The organism is Aureimonas sp. SA4125 (genome assembly GCF_019973775.1).
Classification (GTDB): Bacteria; Pseudomonadota; Alphaproteobacteria; order Rhizobiales; family Rhizobiaceae; genus Plantimonas.
This window is the reverse complement of sequence record NZ_AP025032.1, coordinates 3,405,805-3,422,318: the sequence shown is the minus strand read 5'-3', so window position 1 is coordinate 3,422,318 and position 16,514 is coordinate 3,405,805. Positions and strand designations below refer to the sequence as shown.

The 16,514-nt window shown below is 67.1% G+C and carries 15 protein-coding genes; 9 read left to right on the top strand and 6 right to left on the bottom strand.

The features are described from left to right. Positions 1-50: 50 nt before the first annotated feature. The 3 genes from Sa4125_RS16200 to Sa4125_RS16190 form a co-directional block, all read right to left on the bottom strand. Entirely contained in the window at positions 51-2,036 is a 1,986-nt protein-coding gene (locus Sa4125_RS16200) for an ABC transporter permease subunit (RefSeq protein WP_223999493.1), read from the bottom strand. Continuing rightward, positions 2,033-3,106, bottom strand: a complete 1,074-nt coding sequence (locus Sa4125_RS16195) for a betaine/proline/choline family ABC transporter ATP-binding protein (protein WP_223999491.1) — start codon at positions 3,104-3,106, stop codon at positions 2,033-2,035. The genes Sa4125_RS16200 and Sa4125_RS16195 overlap by 4 nt, the downstream gene beginning before the upstream one ends. A gap of 101 nt (positions 3,107-3,207) precedes the next feature. Beyond that, on the bottom strand, positions 3,208-4,179 hold the full coding sequence (locus Sa4125_RS16190; RefSeq protein ID WP_223999489.1) for an ABC transporter substrate-binding protein: 972 nt from the start codon (positions 4,177-4,179) through the stop codon (positions 3,208-3,210). Positions 4,180-4,217: 38 nt separating this feature from the next. Between Sa4125_RS16190 and Sa4125_RS16185 the strand changes: the two genes are divergently transcribed. The 4 genes from Sa4125_RS16185 to Sa4125_RS16170 all read left to right on the top strand — a co-directional run bounded on the left by Sa4125_RS16185 (position 4,218) and on the right by Sa4125_RS16170 (position 8,388). Next, positions 4,218-4,592 carry a hypothetical protein gene (locus Sa4125_RS16185; protein WP_223999487.1) on the top strand — a complete coding sequence of 125 codons (375 nt, stop codon included), beginning with the start codon at positions 4,218-4,220 and terminating at the stop codon, positions 4,590-4,592. A gap of 173 nt (positions 4,593-4,765) precedes the next feature. Then, positions 4,766-5,719, top strand: a complete 954-nt coding sequence (locus Sa4125_RS16180; protein WP_223999485.1) for a substrate-binding domain-containing protein — start codon at positions 4,766-4,768, stop codon at positions 5,717-5,719. Positions 5,720-5,789: 70 nt separating this feature from the next. Then, on the top strand, positions 5,790-7,385 hold the full coding sequence (locus Sa4125_RS16175) for a sugar ABC transporter ATP-binding protein (RefSeq protein WP_223999483.1): 1,596 nt from the start codon (positions 5,790-5,792) through the stop codon (positions 7,383-7,385). Continuing rightward, positions 7,372-8,388, top strand: coding sequence for an ABC transporter permease (locus Sa4125_RS16170; protein ID WP_223999482.1), 1,017 nt, complete (start codon positions 7,372-7,374; stop codon positions 8,386-8,388). Before Sa4125_RS16175 ends, Sa4125_RS16170 begins: the two co-directional genes overlap by 14 nt. A gap of 133 nt (positions 8,389-8,521) precedes the next feature. Here the strand turns inward: Sa4125_RS16170 and Sa4125_RS16165 are convergent, their stop codons facing one another. Further along, positions 8,522-8,863, bottom strand: a complete 342-nt coding sequence (locus Sa4125_RS16165; RefSeq protein ID WP_223999481.1) for an antibiotic biosynthesis monooxygenase — start codon at positions 8,861-8,863, stop codon at positions 8,522-8,524. Between the two features lie 59 nt (positions 8,864-8,922). Further along, complete coding sequence (locus Sa4125_RS16160; RefSeq protein WP_223999480.1) at positions 8,923-11,133, bottom strand: TonB-dependent hemoglobin/transferrin/lactoferrin family receptor; 2,211 nt, start codon at positions 11,131-11,133, stop codon at positions 8,923-8,925. 207 nt (positions 11,134-11,340) lie between these two features. Here Sa4125_RS16160 and Sa4125_RS16155 point away from each other — a divergent pair, with 207 nt between their 5' ends. From Sa4125_RS16155 to Sa4125_RS16140, 4 genes are read left to right on the top strand one after another with little or no spacing between them, the layout of a single operon-like run. Further along, positions 11,341-11,532: a hemin uptake protein HemP gene (locus Sa4125_RS16155; RefSeq protein WP_223999479.1), complete on the top strand. Its 192-nt coding sequence runs from the start codon at positions 11,341-11,343 to the stop codon at positions 11,530-11,532. Positions 11,533-11,543: 11 nt separating this feature from the next. Continuing rightward, positions 11,544-12,437: an ABC transporter substrate-binding protein gene (locus Sa4125_RS16150; protein ID WP_223999467.1), complete on the top strand. Its 894-nt coding sequence runs from the start codon at positions 11,544-11,546 to the stop codon at positions 12,435-12,437. Further along, a complete protein-coding gene (locus Sa4125_RS16145) occupies positions 12,434-13,549 on the top strand; it encodes an iron ABC transporter permease (protein WP_223999465.1) in 1,116 nt (371 codons plus the stop codon). Before Sa4125_RS16150 ends, Sa4125_RS16145 begins: the two co-directional genes overlap by 4 nt. An 8-nt stretch (positions 13,550-13,557) precedes the next feature. After that, on the top strand, positions 13,558-14,361 hold the full coding sequence (locus tag Sa4125_RS16140) for a heme ABC transporter ATP-binding protein (protein ID WP_223999463.1): 804 nt from the start codon (positions 13,558-13,560) through the stop codon (positions 14,359-14,361). 71 nt (positions 14,362-14,432) lie between these two features. Here the strand turns inward: Sa4125_RS16140 and Sa4125_RS24230 are convergent, their stop codons facing one another. Then, positions 14,433-14,561, bottom strand: coding sequence for a hypothetical protein (locus Sa4125_RS24230; protein WP_267461337.1), 129 nt, complete (start codon positions 14,559-14,561; stop codon positions 14,433-14,435). A 338-nt stretch (positions 14,562-14,899) separates the two neighbouring features. Between Sa4125_RS24230 and Sa4125_RS16135 the strand changes: the two genes are divergently transcribed. Beyond that, positions 14,900-16,510 carry a GMC family oxidoreductase N-terminal domain-containing protein gene (locus Sa4125_RS16135; protein ID WP_223999461.1) on the top strand — a complete coding sequence of 537 codons (1,611 nt, stop codon included), beginning with the start codon at positions 14,900-14,902 and terminating at the stop codon, positions 16,508-16,510. The last annotated feature ends 4 nt before the right edge of the window (positions 16,511-16,514 follow it).

The following is a 16,514-nucleotide window of genomic DNA, read 5'->3' as shown; positions in this document are numbered from 1 at the left end:
GTGTTCCACGACAAAGGAATGGCTATAGCCGGCCGCTTGCGCTCCGGTCGCTATGCGCTGACGCGGGCTCTTGCCTTTGCGCTCCAGGCGCCGAACAGGCGGTCGGCGATGATGCCGATGAAGGCGATGGCCAGACCCGCGACGATGCCGCGACCCGCATCGGCCTTGGACAAGGCGATGAACACTTCCTGGCCGAGATCGCGCGTGCCGATCATGGCGCAGATGATGATCATCGCGAGCGCCATCAAAATGGTCTGGCTGACGCCCAGCATGATCTCGGGCAGCGCCATCGGCAGCTGCACGCGCCAGAAGGTCTGGCGCGGGGTGCAGCCGGAGACGACGGCGGCCTCCAGTAGTGCCGGCGGGATGTTCCTGAGGCCGTGGTTCGTATAGCGCACCGCCGGCACGACGGCGAAGCCGATGGTCGCGATCATCGCGGTGACGTCGCCGACGCGAAACAGCATCACCACTGGAATGATGAAGCAGAAGGACGGCATCACCTGCAGCGTGTCGATGACGGGCGTGACCACGCGCGCCACCCTGTCGCTGCGCGACGCCCAGAGGCCGATTGGAATGCCGATGAGGCAGGCGACGAGGGCCGAGATGCCGCAGAGATAAACCGTTGCCATGGTCTTGTCCCAAAGGCCGGTGACGGCGCAGAAGGAGGTGAGCAGGGCGACGGTTGCGGCCAGCCTGAAGCCGCCGAGCTGGTAGCCGGCAAGGCCGAGAAGCGAGACGGCGCCAAGCCACGGAAACCCCTCGCAGAAAGCGCGCAGCGGGTTGAGGACGTTGAGGATCAGGGTGACGCGAAAAACCTCGATGGCGTCGAAGAAATTGACGGTGATCCAGTTCACCGCGCCGGTCCAGAGCGGAGCGGTGGTGAGCGTCAGCGCCTTCGGCACGGCGGCGAAGGCGGGGATGAAAAGGCTCGCGCCCGTGGTGACGGCAAGGATGACGATCGCGGCGACGAGGTTCGGAGACCGCAGGCCGAAAAGGCCGGACTCGCTCTGGTGCACATGGCCACGGGCGTTCTGGGCGGCCATCGCCTGGCTCAACCGGTCGAGCGCGACGGCGAGCGCGACGATGGCGAGGCCCGCCTCCATCGCCGCGCCGACCTTCAGCGCCCGGAGTGCCAGCAGCACGTCGTAGCCAAGCCCGCCGGCACCGATCATCGAGGCGATGATCACCATGTTGAGGGCCAGCATGATCACCTGGTTGACGCCCAGCATCAGCGTCGGCTGCGCCGAGGGAAGAAGCACGCGCCAGAGTTTCTGGCGCGGCGTGCAGCCGGCCATGTCGCTGAAGTCGCCGATCTCGGCAGGCACGCGCGAAAGCCCGAGCATGGTCGCGCGCACCATCGGCGGCGTCGCGAAGATCGCGGTGGCGATCATCGCCGAGACCGGGCTGTTGCCGAAGAGGAGGAGCATCGGGATGAGGTAGGCGAAGGTCGGGATCGTCTGCATCAGGTCGAGCGCCGGCGCGACGACGGTGCGCTGGGCAGCAGGGTGGCGAAAGGCCCAGATTCCGACGAGCACGCCGGTGGCGATGCAGAAGGGCACGGCGATGGCGATGAGCCCGAGAGTCAGCATGGCGCTCGTCCATTTGCCGAACAGCGCGATGTAGAGAAAACAGCCGCCGACGAGGCAGCCGAGACGGTTGCCGCCATAGGCACGGCCCGCGAGGAAGGCGGCTGCGACGACGCCGACCCAGGAGAGGCGCGGCAGCGTCGTCGCGGTCGGGCCCTGGCCGATCTTGACGTTCTTCGCGAGGAGATCGAGCGCGGCGTCGAGCGGCACGCCGAGAACGGCGGTCAGCCCGCGCGTCAGCCAGGTCAGGTTCGTCTTCAGCCAGGCCATGACGGCGCCGATCCACTCGGCCAGGGGGACGATCGCGTCGGCGGGATAGGCGGTGGCGAAGGGGAGGTGGTCGCGAGCGAGGTGGAGCCCCGCCACGGAAAGGAGAGCCAGGATCCAGACGACCGGCCAGGGCGGGGCCGGTCGCCACGAAACGCTCGGGCTGCCGGCCATCACCGTCATGCCGGGGCGCCCTCGATGCCGGCGAGGAGGGAGATCACCGCCTGCGGCGTCACTTCGCCGAGGCGCGTGCCGCCGGCATCCACGATGGCGAAGGGGGAGCCGGCCGCGACGATGCCGGCCGAGAAGCTGGCGATGCGCGCCTCGGGCGTGACGGTGCCGGCATGGGCGACGCCGCTGCACGGCTGCATCAGATGGCGGGCCGACACGACCTTGGCGCGCTGCACGTCGCGGGTGAAGGCGGCGACATAGTCGGTGGCGGGGCGCACGACCAGTTCCTCGGGCGTGCCGATCTGGATGATCTCACCGTCCTTCATGATGGCGATGCGGTCGGCGATGCGGATCGCCTCGTCGAAATCATGGGTGATGAAGACGATGGTCTTGCGCAGGATCGCCTGCAGCCGCAGCAGCTCGTCCTGCATCTCGCGCCGGATCAGCGGATCGAGGGCGGAGAAGGGCTCGTCGAGGAACCAGATCTCGGGATTGGTGGCGAGGCTCCGGGCGATGCCGACGCGCTGCTGCTGGCCGCCGGAGAGCTCGCGCGGGTAGAAATTCTCGCGCCCGCCGAGACTGACCATCTGGATCATTTCGCGGGCCCGCGCCAGGCGGGTCGAGCGGGACACGCCCTGCATCGCCAGGGGAAAGGCGATGTTCTCGAGAACGGTAAGATGCGGCAGAAGAGCGAAGTTCTGGAAGACCATGCCCATGCGGTGGCGGCGCATCTCGATCAGTTCGGCCGGCGAAATCGTCATCAGGTCGCGGCCCTCGAACTCGACCTTTCCGAAACTCGGCTCGATCAGGCGCGACATGCAGCGCACGAGGGTTGATTTTCCCGATCCCGAGAGGCCCATGATGATGAAGATCTCGCCCTCGCGAATCTCGAGGTCGACCTTGCGCACGGCGCCGATCAGCTTGGCCTCGGCAAGATCGGCGGCGCTCGCGGTGCCGTCGCGCGCGGCGAGAAACGCCTTGCCGTCCGTCTCGCCGTAGAGCTTCCAGACATTTCGGCAGGCGAGCTTGACCGGGCGCACGGCGGCCGTCGGCGATTCCTCAAGGCGGGACTGATCGATCATGACGGTCACACGCGGATCTCGCTTTCCGGAAGGGATGGCCGGGAGGGGCGGATGCTGCTCTGGCCGCCGGTCTCCGCAAGAGGCCGGCGACCTTGCGGACGCTATTGCGCCCAGGCCTTCCATGTGGCCTCGTTGGCCGCGATCCATTCGGCCGCGACGTCTTCCGGCGCCTTGCCGTCGAGGTCGATCTCGCCGCTCATCCTGTTCAGCGTGTCGGTGTCGACAGTATAGGCCTTGGCGACCTTGTAGGCGACCGGCCACTTTTCCTTCATGCCCGCCCAGGCATACTTGTAGATATCGCCGGACGGCTTGCCGCAATCATACTGGGCGTCGGGATTGCTGCCCCATTTCGGGTCGGTGTAGCATTCCTTGGTGTATTCGGGAAAATCAACCCACTCGCCCTTGTACTTGGCCGGCGCCCAGTGCGGCGAGTAGACCCAGAGCATGATCGGCGCCTTCCGTTGATAGGCCGAGTCGAGCTCGGCGAACATCGCGGCGTCCGTACCGGCGTGGATGACGGTAAAGGGCAGGTCGAGCGAGACGACGCGCTCGTCGTCGAACCCTTCCCAGGTCACGGGCCCGCCGAGATAGCGGCCCTTCGGTGCGGTCTCGGCGGTGGAGAAGGCCTCCGCGCAGGCCGGGTCCTTCAGCGCTTCCCAGTTCGGCAGGCCAGGGCATTTCTCCTTCATGTATTCGGGAAACCACCACTCTTCCTTGGCCTTCGGGCCGAGAGGCCCGAGATTCTCGGTTTCGCCGGTCGCGTCGGAGGCGGCCATCGCCTCGCCGGCGGTGGTCGCCCAGAACTCGGCGCCGAGCGTCAGGTCGCCGTTGGTGAGGCCCGTGGTGAGGCTCGAGAGGTAGTCGGCGGTCGGATATTCGACGCTATAGCCGAGCTTTTCCAGGATGCCGCCCATGATCTTGGCGTTGAGGTTGACGCTGGTCCAGTCGAACAGCGCGATCTTGATCGGATCGGGGGACTCCGGCACCTGCGCCTGCGCCGGGCCATGGCTCATGGCGGCAGCAAACCCCAGAGCGCCAAGAGAGAGTTTCAGAGACTTGCAGATGCTCGACATACCAGATTTCCCCATGGTGCAAACTGACGTTCATTCCCGTGTCGGTAGTCTTCAATCTCCTCAATTGCCGGCTTTTTACTGAACCCGCAGTATTGTCTTCAGAAACCCGTTGCGAAATCCACATTGTTGCAACGCCACATGAATCCTGCGCAGTCGCCCGCGGTGCCGATGGAGCGAGAAAACCGGGCCGCCGGCCGCCGCGACATTCATCCGAAGAAAATTTATATACCATCAGTAATCATCCGCAATGGCCGGTCGGCGGCAAATCAGCATTTCCGCAGGTGATCAGCCGCAGCCAACACAAATTCAGGAACCTCCGCCTGCGGCATGGGCACGGTGATTGCTTTGGGGCAGGCGGTGCGCATGAACTGCGCAATGATTTCGTAAATACTCAGGAGCGGGATACACAGTGAAAGCCGACAGCGTCCGGGATTTCGACAAGGCAGCAAAATCGCAGGTTGTCGTGCCGGTCCCGGCTCTCGCTCCAGGCTGCACTTGCCGAGGTCTTCGCCCCCCGATAACCTTCCGAAAGGACATGAGAGGCCCGCCGAAGAGCGCGCCCCGGTCCATCAGGGGAGGAAAATCCATGTTGAACAGGCGTACATTCCTGCTGTCTTCGGTTGCCGTCGGCGCTCTCGCCGCAACCGGCGCCGTCGCCCATGCCGCCGACGGTGAACTGAGCGTTTTGGCTTCCGTGCCGAGCCTCAGCTTTCCGTTCTTCGTCCACATGCTGAACCAGATCAAGGTCGAGGCGACCTCGATCGGTGGCATCAACCTGATCGAGAGCGACGGCCAGAATTCCGCGCCCAAGCAGACCGGCGACGTCGAGGCGGCCATCGTCCAGAAGGTCGGCGCCATCGTCATCTCGCCGCTCGACGTCAACTCGCTGGCGCCAGCGGTCGAGCAGGCGGTCGCCGCCGGCATCCCGGTCGTCACCATCGACCGGCGCGTCGACGGCGTCGAGGGCATCCTCGCCCATGTGGGTGCCGACAACGCCAAGGGCGGCGAGGCGCAGGCGCAAGCCATCATGGCGGCCTTCCCGGACGGGGCGACGATCTTCCACTTGCAGGGGCAGCCGGGGGCAGGCCCCGCCATCGACCGCAACAAGGGCGTCCATGCCATCCTCGACGGCCAGGACAAGTACAAGATCGTCTTCGAGCAGACCGCCAATTTCGCCCGCGCCGAGGCGTTGTCGGTGACCGAGGCGGGGCTGGCGGCCAATGGCAAGCCCGACGTCATCGTCTGCGCCAATGACGACATGGCGCTCGGCGCGATGGAAGCGGCGGCGAGCGCCGGCTTCACCGACATCAAGATCTACGGCTTCGACGCGTTGCCCGAGGCACTCGTGGCGGTCCGCGACGGCAAGCTTGCCGGCACGGTCGAGCAGTTTCCGGGCGAACAGTCGCGCCAGGCGCTGCGCATCGCCGTCGACTTCGCCAAGTCCGGCACGAAGCCGGCGGAAGCGGTGATTCTCCTCACCCCGATCGTGATCGGCAAGGACAATCTCGACAAGGCCGAGCGCATCGGCGAGACGACCTAGCCGCAGCCTGGCCTGCCGGGCGCGCCGCCTTTCGGCGCGCCCCCCTGCGGCTCCATCGAGGCTTTCGCCCATGACTTCACCCGCCACGGCGGTGCCTTTGGCCGTCCGGCCGGATCGGCCGCTGCTCGAGATGCGCGGCATTGCCAAGCACTTTTCCGGCGTCACCGCGCTCGACGACGTCTCGTTGACCCTGAACGGTGGCGAGATCCTCGGCCTGATGGGCGAGAACGGCGCCGGCAAGTCGACGCTTCTGAAGATCCTTTCCGGCGTGCAGCCGCCGTCGAGCGGCACCATCCTGATGGACGGCCAGCCGGTCGAGATCGAAAGCCCCCAGGCGGCGCGGCGGCTCGGCATCGTCACGATCTACCAGGAGCTCAGCCTGATTCCGACGCTCTCGGTCGCCGAGAACATCTTCATCGGCCGCGCGCCGCTCGGACGGCTGGGACTGGTCGACTGGCGCGCCATGCGCGCCGACGCCCGCGACATCATCGCGCGCGTCGGCCTCACGCTGGACCCCCAGACCCCGGTCTCGGCCCTCTCCGTCGCCGAGCAGCAGATGGTGGAGATCGCCCGGGCGCTGTCCTTGTCCTCGCGCATCATCGTCATGGACGAGCCGACCTCGGCGCTGTCGGAAAGCGAAGTCACGCGGCTTCTCTCCATCATGGACCGGCTGCGCGGCGAGGGCGTCGCGATCATGTTCGTGACGCACCGGCTGGAGGAGGCGTCCACCATCTGCGACCGGATGACGGTGTTGCGAGACGGACGCCTTGCCGGCGAACTCGTGCGGGACGGCGCGCCGATTCCGCTGCCGGCGATCATCGAGAAGATGGTCGGGCGGGCGGCGTCCGAACTCTATGCCCGGCCGGCACAGCGCAGCGCGGCGGGCGCGGTGCGGCTCGAGGTCCGCGGCCTGAAGACCGTGCGCGACCCCGAAGCGCCGCACGCCATCGTTCTCGACGGCGTCGACCTCGACCTGCGCGCCGGCGAGATCCTCGGCATCGCCGGCCTCGTCGGTTCCGGGCGGACGGAGCTCGCGCGCGCCATCTTCGGCGCCGACGCCATCGCCGCCGGCACGCTCCGGCTCGACGGCGAGGCGATCACGCCGCGGTCCCCGGCCGATGCGATCGCGCTCGGCATCGGTCTCGTGCCGGAAGACCGCAAGCACCAGGCGATCTTTCCCGCCCTCGGCATTCTGGCCAATTTCTCCGTCGCGTCGCTGAACGCCTATTCGAACTGGATGGGCGTCATGGCGGAAAGGCGCGAGCAGGATGAGCTCGGCAGCTACCGCAAGCTCCTCAACATCCGGATGGCCCATGCCGGCCAACGCATCGACGGCCTCTCCGGCGGCAACCAGCAGAAGGTGATCCTGGCCCGCTGGCTGGCGCGCGATCCGAAGGTTTTGATCGTCGACGAGCCGACGCGCGGGGTCGATGTCGGCGCCAAGGCCGAGGTCCACCAGATCCTCGTCCAGCTCGCCGCGCGCGGCATCGCGGTGATGGTGATCTCCTCGGAACTGCCGGAGATCCTCGCCGTCAGCGACCGCATCGTCACCATGCGGGCGGGCAAGATCACCGGCGAGATGGCGGCAGCCGAGGCGAGCGAGGACCGACTGATGGCGCTGATGGCGCTGGACGGCAGAAAGGGACGGCATCATGAGCTCCACTAGCGGCCTTCGGCGGCAGACGGGCCCGAACTTCTTCAAGATCCTGATGCGGTTCGGGCCGCTGATGTTCCTCTTTGCGCTGATGCTGGTCTTTGCCCTCCTCAACCCGAATTTTCTCAATCCGGTCAACCTGTTCAACGTCATGCGGCAGATTTCGATCACCGGTCTGATCGCGCTCGGCATGACCTTCGTCATCCTGACGGCGGGCATCGACCTCTCCGTCGGCTCGCTCGTCGCCTTTTCCGGCATGGTCGCTGCCATCGTCGCCAAGGGCGGCACAGCCAACACGCTGTCGCTCGGCGCCAGCGCCGGACAGGGTTTTGGGTGGTTCGCGGCGCTCCTGGCGGCGCTTCTCGTCGGCACGCTCGCCGGCGGTGTGCAGGGTCTCGTCATCACGCGGCTGAAAGTGCCGCCCTTCGTCGTGACGCTCGGCGGCCTCACCATCTTCCGCGGACTGACACTGACGCTCTCGAATGGCGGGCCGATCTCGGGCTTCGATGCCTCGATGCGGTGGTTCGGCAATGGCATGATCGGCCCGGTGCCGGTGCCGGTGATCATCTTCGCGCTCGCCGCCGTGCTCTGCCATCTGGTGCTGCGCTATACGCGCTACGGCCGGGCGGTCTACGCCGTCGGCGGCAATGCCGAGGCGGCGCGGCTGTCGGGCCTGCGCGTCGATGCCATTCTCGTCTCGGTCTATCTGATCGTCGGCTTCTTCAGCGGCCTGGCCGCCTTCGTCCTGGCCGCCCGTCTCAATTCCGCCGAGGCAGTCGCCGGTATCGGCTATGAACTGACGGTGATTTCGGCCGTTGTCATCGGCGGCACCAGCCTTTTCGGGGGCATCGGCAGCGTCGGCGGCACGGTGATCGGTGCCGCGCTGATCGGCGTCCTCGTCAACGGGCTCGTCCTCAACAACGTCTCGTCCTACACGCAGCAGGTGGTGATCGGCCTCATCCTCATCGGTGCCGTCGCCTTCGACCGCTGGCTGAAATCGCGCGCCCGGGGATAGGCCGGCGGGCAGGGCTTCCCGCCCGGTGGGGTCAGGCGGGCGCCGGCGACGCGAGCGTTTGTATCGCGCACCCTCATGACAAAGCGGCGGCGGGGCCGACCCCCGCCGCCGCTTGCGCTGACAGTGCCGTCGATCAGGCCGCGTCGGCGGCCGGCTTGGCGACGATGTGCTGGAACACCTCGAAACCCTCGAACTCGGGATGGCCGATGTATGTCGGCGCGCGATCGCGCGTGTTGCCGCGCGCGTGGGCCGCGCGGAACGCTTCCGACTTCGTCCAGGCCTCGAAATCCGCCTTGGTGTGCCAGAGCGTGTGCGAGGCGTAGAGCACGTATTCCTCGCGGTCCGGGCCGCGCAGCATGTGGAATTCGGCAAAACCCGGCAGGCCCTGCAGATGGCTCTCGCGCTCCAGCCAGATCTTCTCGAAGGCCTCGGTCGAGTCCTTGGCGACCTTGAAGCGGTTCATGGCGATGAACATGGGTGTTCTCCCTTAGGGTATGTGGTCTCGGCGGGAATGTCTGGCCTGGGGCCGGCCCGCTAGAACTGGAAGCTGACGGTCGCCTTGAACGTGCGGCCCGCCTCGGTGAAGTATTCCTTCGGCAGCGTGGTCGAGTCCGGAATGTCGAGCGCGTCGTAATACGTTTCGTCGAACAGGTTGTAGACTCCAGCCTTGACCTTGGCGCCGGCAAGCTGGTCGGGTGCCCACCAGCCGGTGACGTCGACGATGCCGTAGGCCGGCGTCTTCGACAAGTCGTTCTCGGCCTTGTCGCGCTTGGCGGCGGCGGTGAGGATCACGTCCGCGCCGTAGATGTCGGTGGCATAGCCGAGGCCGAGAATGCCCTTCACCGCCGGAATCGAGTTGAGATGCTCGTCGGTGTCGCGGTCGCGACCGACATAGGCGGCGAGCGAGGCCGAGGCATGCCAGCCCGATTCCAGCCGGAAATGGGCCGAGGCCTCGGCGCCGTAGATCTCGACATTGGCGCGGTTGACGTAGCCGGTGATGCCGAAGGGATAGAGGCCGGCGGGAAGGCCGACACTGGCGGGGGAGACCGAGACAGTGTCGATGAAGTTCTCATAGCGGTTGTAGAAGGCGTTGACCGAGCCGCCGAAGGTCTCGTCACCGAGCTTGGCGCCGATCTCGAAGCCGTTGCTCGTTTCCGGCTCGAGGCTGGCATTGCCGAGCGAGAGATAGGTTCCGGGGCCACCATAGCTGAGGTAGAGCTCCGTCGCGGTTGGCGCGCGGAACCCTTGCGCCCATTGGGCGAAGAGGGTCACCGCATCGGCCGCGTCCCATTCGGCCCGCAGTTTCGGCGACAGGGCAGAGTCGCTGGATTCCTCCGGCAGTCCCGTATAGGTCGCGTTGGCGAGAAAGCCGTCGGTCTCCTGAGGCGTCTGGCGATACCAGTCGTAACGCAGCCCCGGCGTCACGCGGACCTTGCTGTCCAGGAGGGCGATCTCGTCCTGGATGAAAAGGCCGACCGTTGCCCCGTCGGTCTCCGGCATGTCGGCCTGGTTGGTATGCAGGAAATTGCAGGTGAAGAAGCGCGGCGGATAAGGTGGTGCAGGGCACGTGTCTTCGCCGCTCGAGAACTGCGACGCCTCGCTGCCGAAAATCTCGCCGCCGATGCTGACGCCGTGGGAGATGCTGCCTGTGTCGAAGCCGGCGAGCAGGCTGCCATTGATGCCGTAGGTCGTCTCCTCCCGCTGGCTGTTGCGTCGGTAATCGCCCGCCGGCGTGCTCAGCCGATAGGCCGAGAAATCATCGTCGATCGACTGGCGCTGCCAGTAGATGATCGCCTCCGCCGCCTTGATCGTGCCGTCGGTTTCTTCTGGCGCATACTCGTAATTGGCCGAAAGGCGCTCGCGTTTGTTGCTCTTGTCGCGGGTCGGGGTTCTGGCCGTGTAGTCGTAGGTCGCGGACGATTCCGTCAGGGCTTCGATGTCATCGTCGCGGTCGTAGGATTCTCCGGTGATGCCGATGACGTGGCCGCCCTCGACATGCTGGCGGATCTTCGCCAGGACGTTGGTATTGTCGTAGTCGAGCGGCAGCTTTTCGCTGCGCGTCGGGCCGATGCCGCCGATGTCGCCCTGGTTCTCGATCTCGCGGCCGTCGCGATAACCACCCTGAAGCAGCATGAAGGTCTGGTCGATGCGCGCGGCGATGGCCTGGTCGACGCTCCAGCTCTGATCCTTCGAGTCGAAGCTGCCCTTGGACAGCCCGCCGAACGTCTTGTTGCCCGGCAGAAGATCTTCTGGATTCAGCGTCCGCAGGTTGACGACGCCGCCGAGCGCGCCGGCACCGTAGATGCTGGAATCGGCGCCCTTGACGATGTCGAGGGTGGAGAGGGTGTCGAAGTCGAAGGCGGAGACGCCGCCCGTTACGCCGCGGGCCCCGTCCTCGATCCAGGGCACGCGGATGCCGTCGATCGTCGTCAACGTGCGGCTCCTGTCGAGGCCGCGGATGTTGAAGCTCTGCGAGCCCTCGCTGAACGAGATCGCCGGATCGAGCCGTCCGATGTCGTCGGCGTCCTCGATCTGCGCGGCGTCCAGCTCTTCGCGGGTGACGCGCGTCGTCAGCGGCGTCTCGGCGGTCGTCGCGGTCGCGGGCTTGGTGCCGCCGACGAGCGTCACCGGCTGCAGCACGATGGCGTCGCTTTGAGCGTCCTGCGCCAGGACAGGCGCGATGAAGGCGCATGAAATCATGAGGCTGGACCCAAGTCCGGCCAAAAGGCGCCCGCGGCAAGCCATGGAGATTCTCCTGTTTTCGAAGTGAGACAGGCATGGCTGGCTGGCGCCGGTTCGGCGGAATGGCTGGCTTTGCCGCGGCGGAAACTTGCTCTGTCGAGGATGTTCCGCGCCGCTGTTGACGGTCCTATCCAAACATGAATATGAGAGTCAACATTAAAGAAGAAGTCAGGACTTACTTCGGAATTCTTCTAAATCGGAATAGTTCTAATGAGTGATCCCATCGATCGGTCGCCGCTGAAAGACCTGGACGCCATCGGCGAGCCGTCGCAGCACTATCCTCTGCGACTCTTCCAGGCATCTGAACTGCTGGGTGATCAACGGGAGGTGGGGCTTGTGCATGATGGCGCGCTGTACCGGCTGAGATTGACCCGATCGGGCAAGTTGATCCTGACAAAATGAGGAATCTGACCATGATTGATCGTGATGCAATGGCCTGCCGGGTGGTGACGCGCTCGCTTCTGGGCATGATGCTGGTCATGGCGCTGGGCGAGACCGTCGACGCGGATGCCGCCGAGGCCGAGCGCATCGTCTCCGTCGGCGGGGCGGTGACGGAGGTGCTGTACGAACTGGGCAAGAGCGACGAGATCGCCGCGGTGGATTCGACCAGCATCTATCCCACTGCGGCGACCGCCCATCCCAATGTCGGCTATATCCGGGCGCTCTCGGCGGAGGGCGTGTTGGCGCTGTCACCCGATCTCATCCTTCTGGAGGAGGGGGCAGGGCCGCCGGAGGCCGTGTCGCTGCTCGACCAGGCCGGGGTGCGCGTCGTGCATGTGCCCTCGGGCTACGACGCGGCCGGTCTGCCGGCGAAGATCGAGGCCGTGGCGCGGGCCGTCGGCGAGGAGAGCGAGGGCATCCGGCTTGCCCGAACGATCGAGACGGAGCTTGCGGCATTGAAGACGGACCTTGCCGGCGTCGGACGCCGCCAGCGCGTGCTCTTCGTCCTGTCGCTGGTGGATGGTCGGCCGATGGCGGCGGGGGCCGGCACCGCAGCCGATGCGATGATCGCCCTGGCCGGCGGCGACAATGTCCTGTCCGGGATGACGGGCTACAAGGCGCTGTCCTGGGAGGCGGTGACCGCGCTGCAGCCGGACGTCGTCTTGTCCATGGTGCGGGCCGGGTCCTCGCACGATGTCGACGCGATCCTGTCGCAGCCGGCTTTGGCGGCGACGCCCGCCGGCCGCAACGGCGCGCTGATCAAGATGGACGCGCAGTATCTTCTCGGCTTCGGACCGCGCACGCCGACCGCTGCCCGGGATCTCGCCGCGCGGCTCTATCCGGAACTGAAGCTGGCCGCGCAGTGACGGGGGTTCTGGGCTCGCTCGGCGGGAACGCCCGGCACGGGGCGGCGGCGCGCCGCGACGCCGGCGACAGGTCGCCGCGGGCGCTTGTCGGCCTTGCCGTCCTGGCTCTCGTTCTCGCCGCGACGCTCGTCGTGTCGCTCGGCGTCGGCCCCTCCGGCATGGCGCCGGCGCGGGTGGTCGAGGTGCTCGTGCAAGGGCCCGGCGCCGTCGCGGCGGCCGATCCGGGCGCCTCGGTCATCGTCTGGCAGATCCGGATGCCGCGCGTGCTGCTCGGCGCGCTTGTCGGTGCCTCGCTCGCGGTGGCGGGGGCGCTGATGCAGGGGCTGTTCCGCAATCCGCTGGCCGATCCCGGGATCGTCGGCGTCTCGTCCGGCTCGGCGCTGGCCGTGGTCGCGACCATCGTCGTCGGCGAACGCCTTCTCTCGGCCGGCATCGCCGGCCTTCTCGGCGTCTTCCTCATTCCGGCGGCAGCCTTTGCCGGCGGACTGGCCGCGACGATCGCCCTCTACGCCATCGCCACGCGGCAGGGCCGGACCTCGGTCGCCACCATGCTGCTCGCCGGCATCGCCCTGGCGGCCCTGGCAAACGCGCTCACCGGCTTCTTCGTCTTCCTCAGCGACGACCGGCAATTGCGCGACATCACCTTTTGGAGCCTCGGCGGTCTGGGTGGCGCCAGCTGGCAGAAGCTCGCCGTCTCCGGTCCGCTGATGCTGGCCGGCATCCTGCTCTCGTTCCTGCTCGGGCGCGGGCTGAACGCGCTCGTCCTCGGCGAGGCCGAGGCCTTTCATCTCGGCGTTTCGGTGCAGCGGCTGAAGCGCTGGGCGATCTTCCTCGTCGCCGCCGTCACGGGCGCCGCGGTGGCCACGAGCGGCGTCATCGGATTTGTCGGCATCCTCGTGCCGCATCTCCTGCGCCTCGTCCTCGGCGCCGATCACCGTTTCCTGCTGCCCGGTGCGGCTCTCCTCGGCGCCGTCCTCATCGTCGTCGCCGACATGGTCGCCCGCACCATCGCCGCTCCGGCCGAGCTGCCGATCGGAATTCTCACTGCCGCCATCGGCGCACCGTTCTTCCTGTGGATGCTGCTGCGTCGCCGCAGCCATCTCGATCTGTGAGGTCAGCTATGTTCGATCTATCCGACGTCGGCATGCGCCTTGGCGGTCGCGATATCCTGAAATCGGTAGACCTGCGGCTGGAAGCCGGCACGCTCACCGTGCTCGTCGGCCCGAACGGGGCGGGAAAATCGACCCTCTTGAAGGTGCTGACGGGAGAGCTCGCGCCGAGCCGCGGCATGGCCTGTCTGGACGGGGAGCCACTGGGCGCCGTCGCGATCGGCGCGCTGGCTCGCCGGCGCGCGGTGCTGCCGCAGGCATCCGTCCTCGCCTTTCCCTTCACCGTGCTCGAGGTCGTGGCGCTCGGCCAGGAAAGTCGACGCGGCGAGACGGCCAGCCAGCGCCGGCGCCAGATCCTCGACGCGCTCGACCGCGTCGGCCTTGCTGGCTTCGGCGGCCGCAACGTGCAGGAGCTCTCGGGCGGCGAGCAGCAGCGCGTGCATCTGGCGCGGGTGCTGTGCCAGATCGGCCAGCCCGTGGTGGACGGCGTCCCGCGCGCGCTCTTTCTCGACGAGCCGACGGCCAGCCTCGACATCAAGCATCAGGTCGAAGTGCTGAAGATCGGGCGTGAGTTCGCCGATGGCGGCGGCCTCGTCTTCGCCGTGCTGCACGACCTCAATCTCGCCGCCGTCTTCGCCGATCGCTACATCGCGCTCGACGCGGGCCGCCTTGTCCTCGACGCCGAGCCGGCCGCGGTGCTGACCGATCCTCGCCTCGCCGAGATCTTCGGCATCGCCCTGGCGTCCTATCCCCGCGACGGTCTGCCTTTTGTCGTGCCGCACACGGGTAGGGCGTGCCACGCCCGCCTTCCCTGACAAGCCCGTCGCGTCGCGGTCACGTCAGGGCGGGGAACCGGGGGTCCCGCCGCCCGGAACGGCTTTCTCGTCTATCGCCGATGGCGATTGTAGTGCCGGAACTGCTGCTCGGCCTGCCGGGTGCGGGCCTCGACGATCTTGTTCCAGAGACGGCCGACAAAACTGTCGCTGGACCGGGGGTTGCTTTCATTCGTGGACATGGTGGTTTCCTTTCTTGCTGAAGACACCATGGCAGAATCTGAATATTGGCGGCAGATGGGCAGCTGCAGGGCAGGCCTGCCGTGCCTGCATGTCCGGACCGGACCGCTGTCGGTGACTTGCGCGACAAGCCCGGGCCGCGCCGATGGTGCGTAGGGAGCTTAGGGAGCAGACGGCAGTCCGCGGTCGTTTCTCGCTCCACGTCGGCCTCGGGCGGGATGCGGCCAGTCTTCTTCCATGCCAAGATGAGGGGCGTTCGGCTGCAGCTCATACCGCCGAACGGCAAGCGGTGAACGGGACGACGGGTGCAACACGCCCGGGTCCCGCAGGGAGGAAATGCGTGAAGGGCGAATACGACTACATCGTCGTCGGCGGTGGCACGGCCGGCTGCACGCTGGCAAACCGGCTGTCGGCGGACGGTCGCAACGACGTGCTGCTTCTGGAAGCCGGCGGGCGCGACAACCATCCCTGGATCCACATCCCGGTCGGCTATCTCTACTGCATCGGCAATCCGCGCACCGACTGGTGCTTTTCCACCGCGCCCGAGGCCGGGCTCGGCGGGCGTTCGCTCGGCTATCCCCGCGGCAAGGTGCTGGGCGGCTGTTCGTCGATCAACGGCATGATCTACATGCGCGGCCAGGCGCGCGACTACGACCTCTGGCGCCAGGCCGGCTGCACCGGCTGGGGCTGGGACGAGGTGCTGCCGCTCTTCAAGAAGTCCGAGGATTACTTTGCCGGCGCCGACGCGATGCACGGCGCCGGCGGCGAATGGCGGGTCGAGCCGCAGCGTCTGCGCTGGGACATTCTCGAAGCCTTCCGCACGGCCGCCGAGGAATACGGCATCCCGCGCAGCGATGATTTCAACCGGGGCGACAACGAGGGTTCGTCCTATTTCAAGGTGAACCAGCGCAACGGTTTTCGCTGGAACACCGTCAAGGCCTTCCTGCGGCCGGCGCGGGGGCGGCCGAACCTGACGGTGGCGACGTCGGCGCATGTCCGCCGCCTCCTCGTCGAGGAATCGGCCGGGGATTCTGGCCCGCGCGTCACGGGGGTCGAATTCGACCAGGGCGGAACGGTCCACAGCGTGCGCTGCCGCCGCGAGGTCGTGCTGTCGGCCGGTGCGGTCGGCTCGCCGCAGATCCTGGAACTGTCGGGCATCGGCGGTGCCGGAGTGCTTGCCGCCGCCGGGATCGACTGCCGGGTCGACCGCCCGTCCGTCGGCGAGAATCTGCAGGACCACCTGCAGCTGCGCTGCGCCTACCGTGTCACCGGCATCGCGACCCTCAACGAGAAGGCCTCGAAGCTCTGGGGCAAGGCGATGATCGGGCTGGAATATCTGGCGCGGCGTACCGGGCCGATGTCGATGGCGCCGAGCCAGCTCGGCGTCTTCACGCGCTCCGATCCCTCCTTCGAGACCGCCAATCTGCAATATCATGTGCAGCCGCTGAGCCTCGAAAGGTTCGGCGAGGCCGTGCACGCCTTTCCCGCTTTCACGGCCAGTGTCTGCAATCTGCGCCCGCAAAGCCGCGGTTCGATCCACGTCGACAGCCCCGACCATCGCCGGCAGCCGCAGATCCGGCCGAACTATCTCGCCAGTCCCGCCGACCGCCGCGTTGCCGCCGATTCCATCCGCATCACCCGCGCCATCGTCGGGCAGAAGGCGTTGCAGCCCTATCGGCCGGAGGAGTTCAAGCCGGGACCGGCCTATCAGAGCGAGGAGGAGCTCGTTGCCGCGGCCGGTGCCATCGGCACGACGATCTTCCACCCTGTCGGCACCTGCCGGATGGGCGCCGATCCTGCCAGCGTCGTCGATCCGGATCTTCGGGTGCGCGGCGTGCGGGGGCTGCGCATCGCCGACGCCTCCATCATGCCGACCATCGTTTCCGGCAACACGAATTCGCCGACGATCATGATCGCCGAAAAGGCGGCCGCCATGATCCTCGCCGCGTGACCGG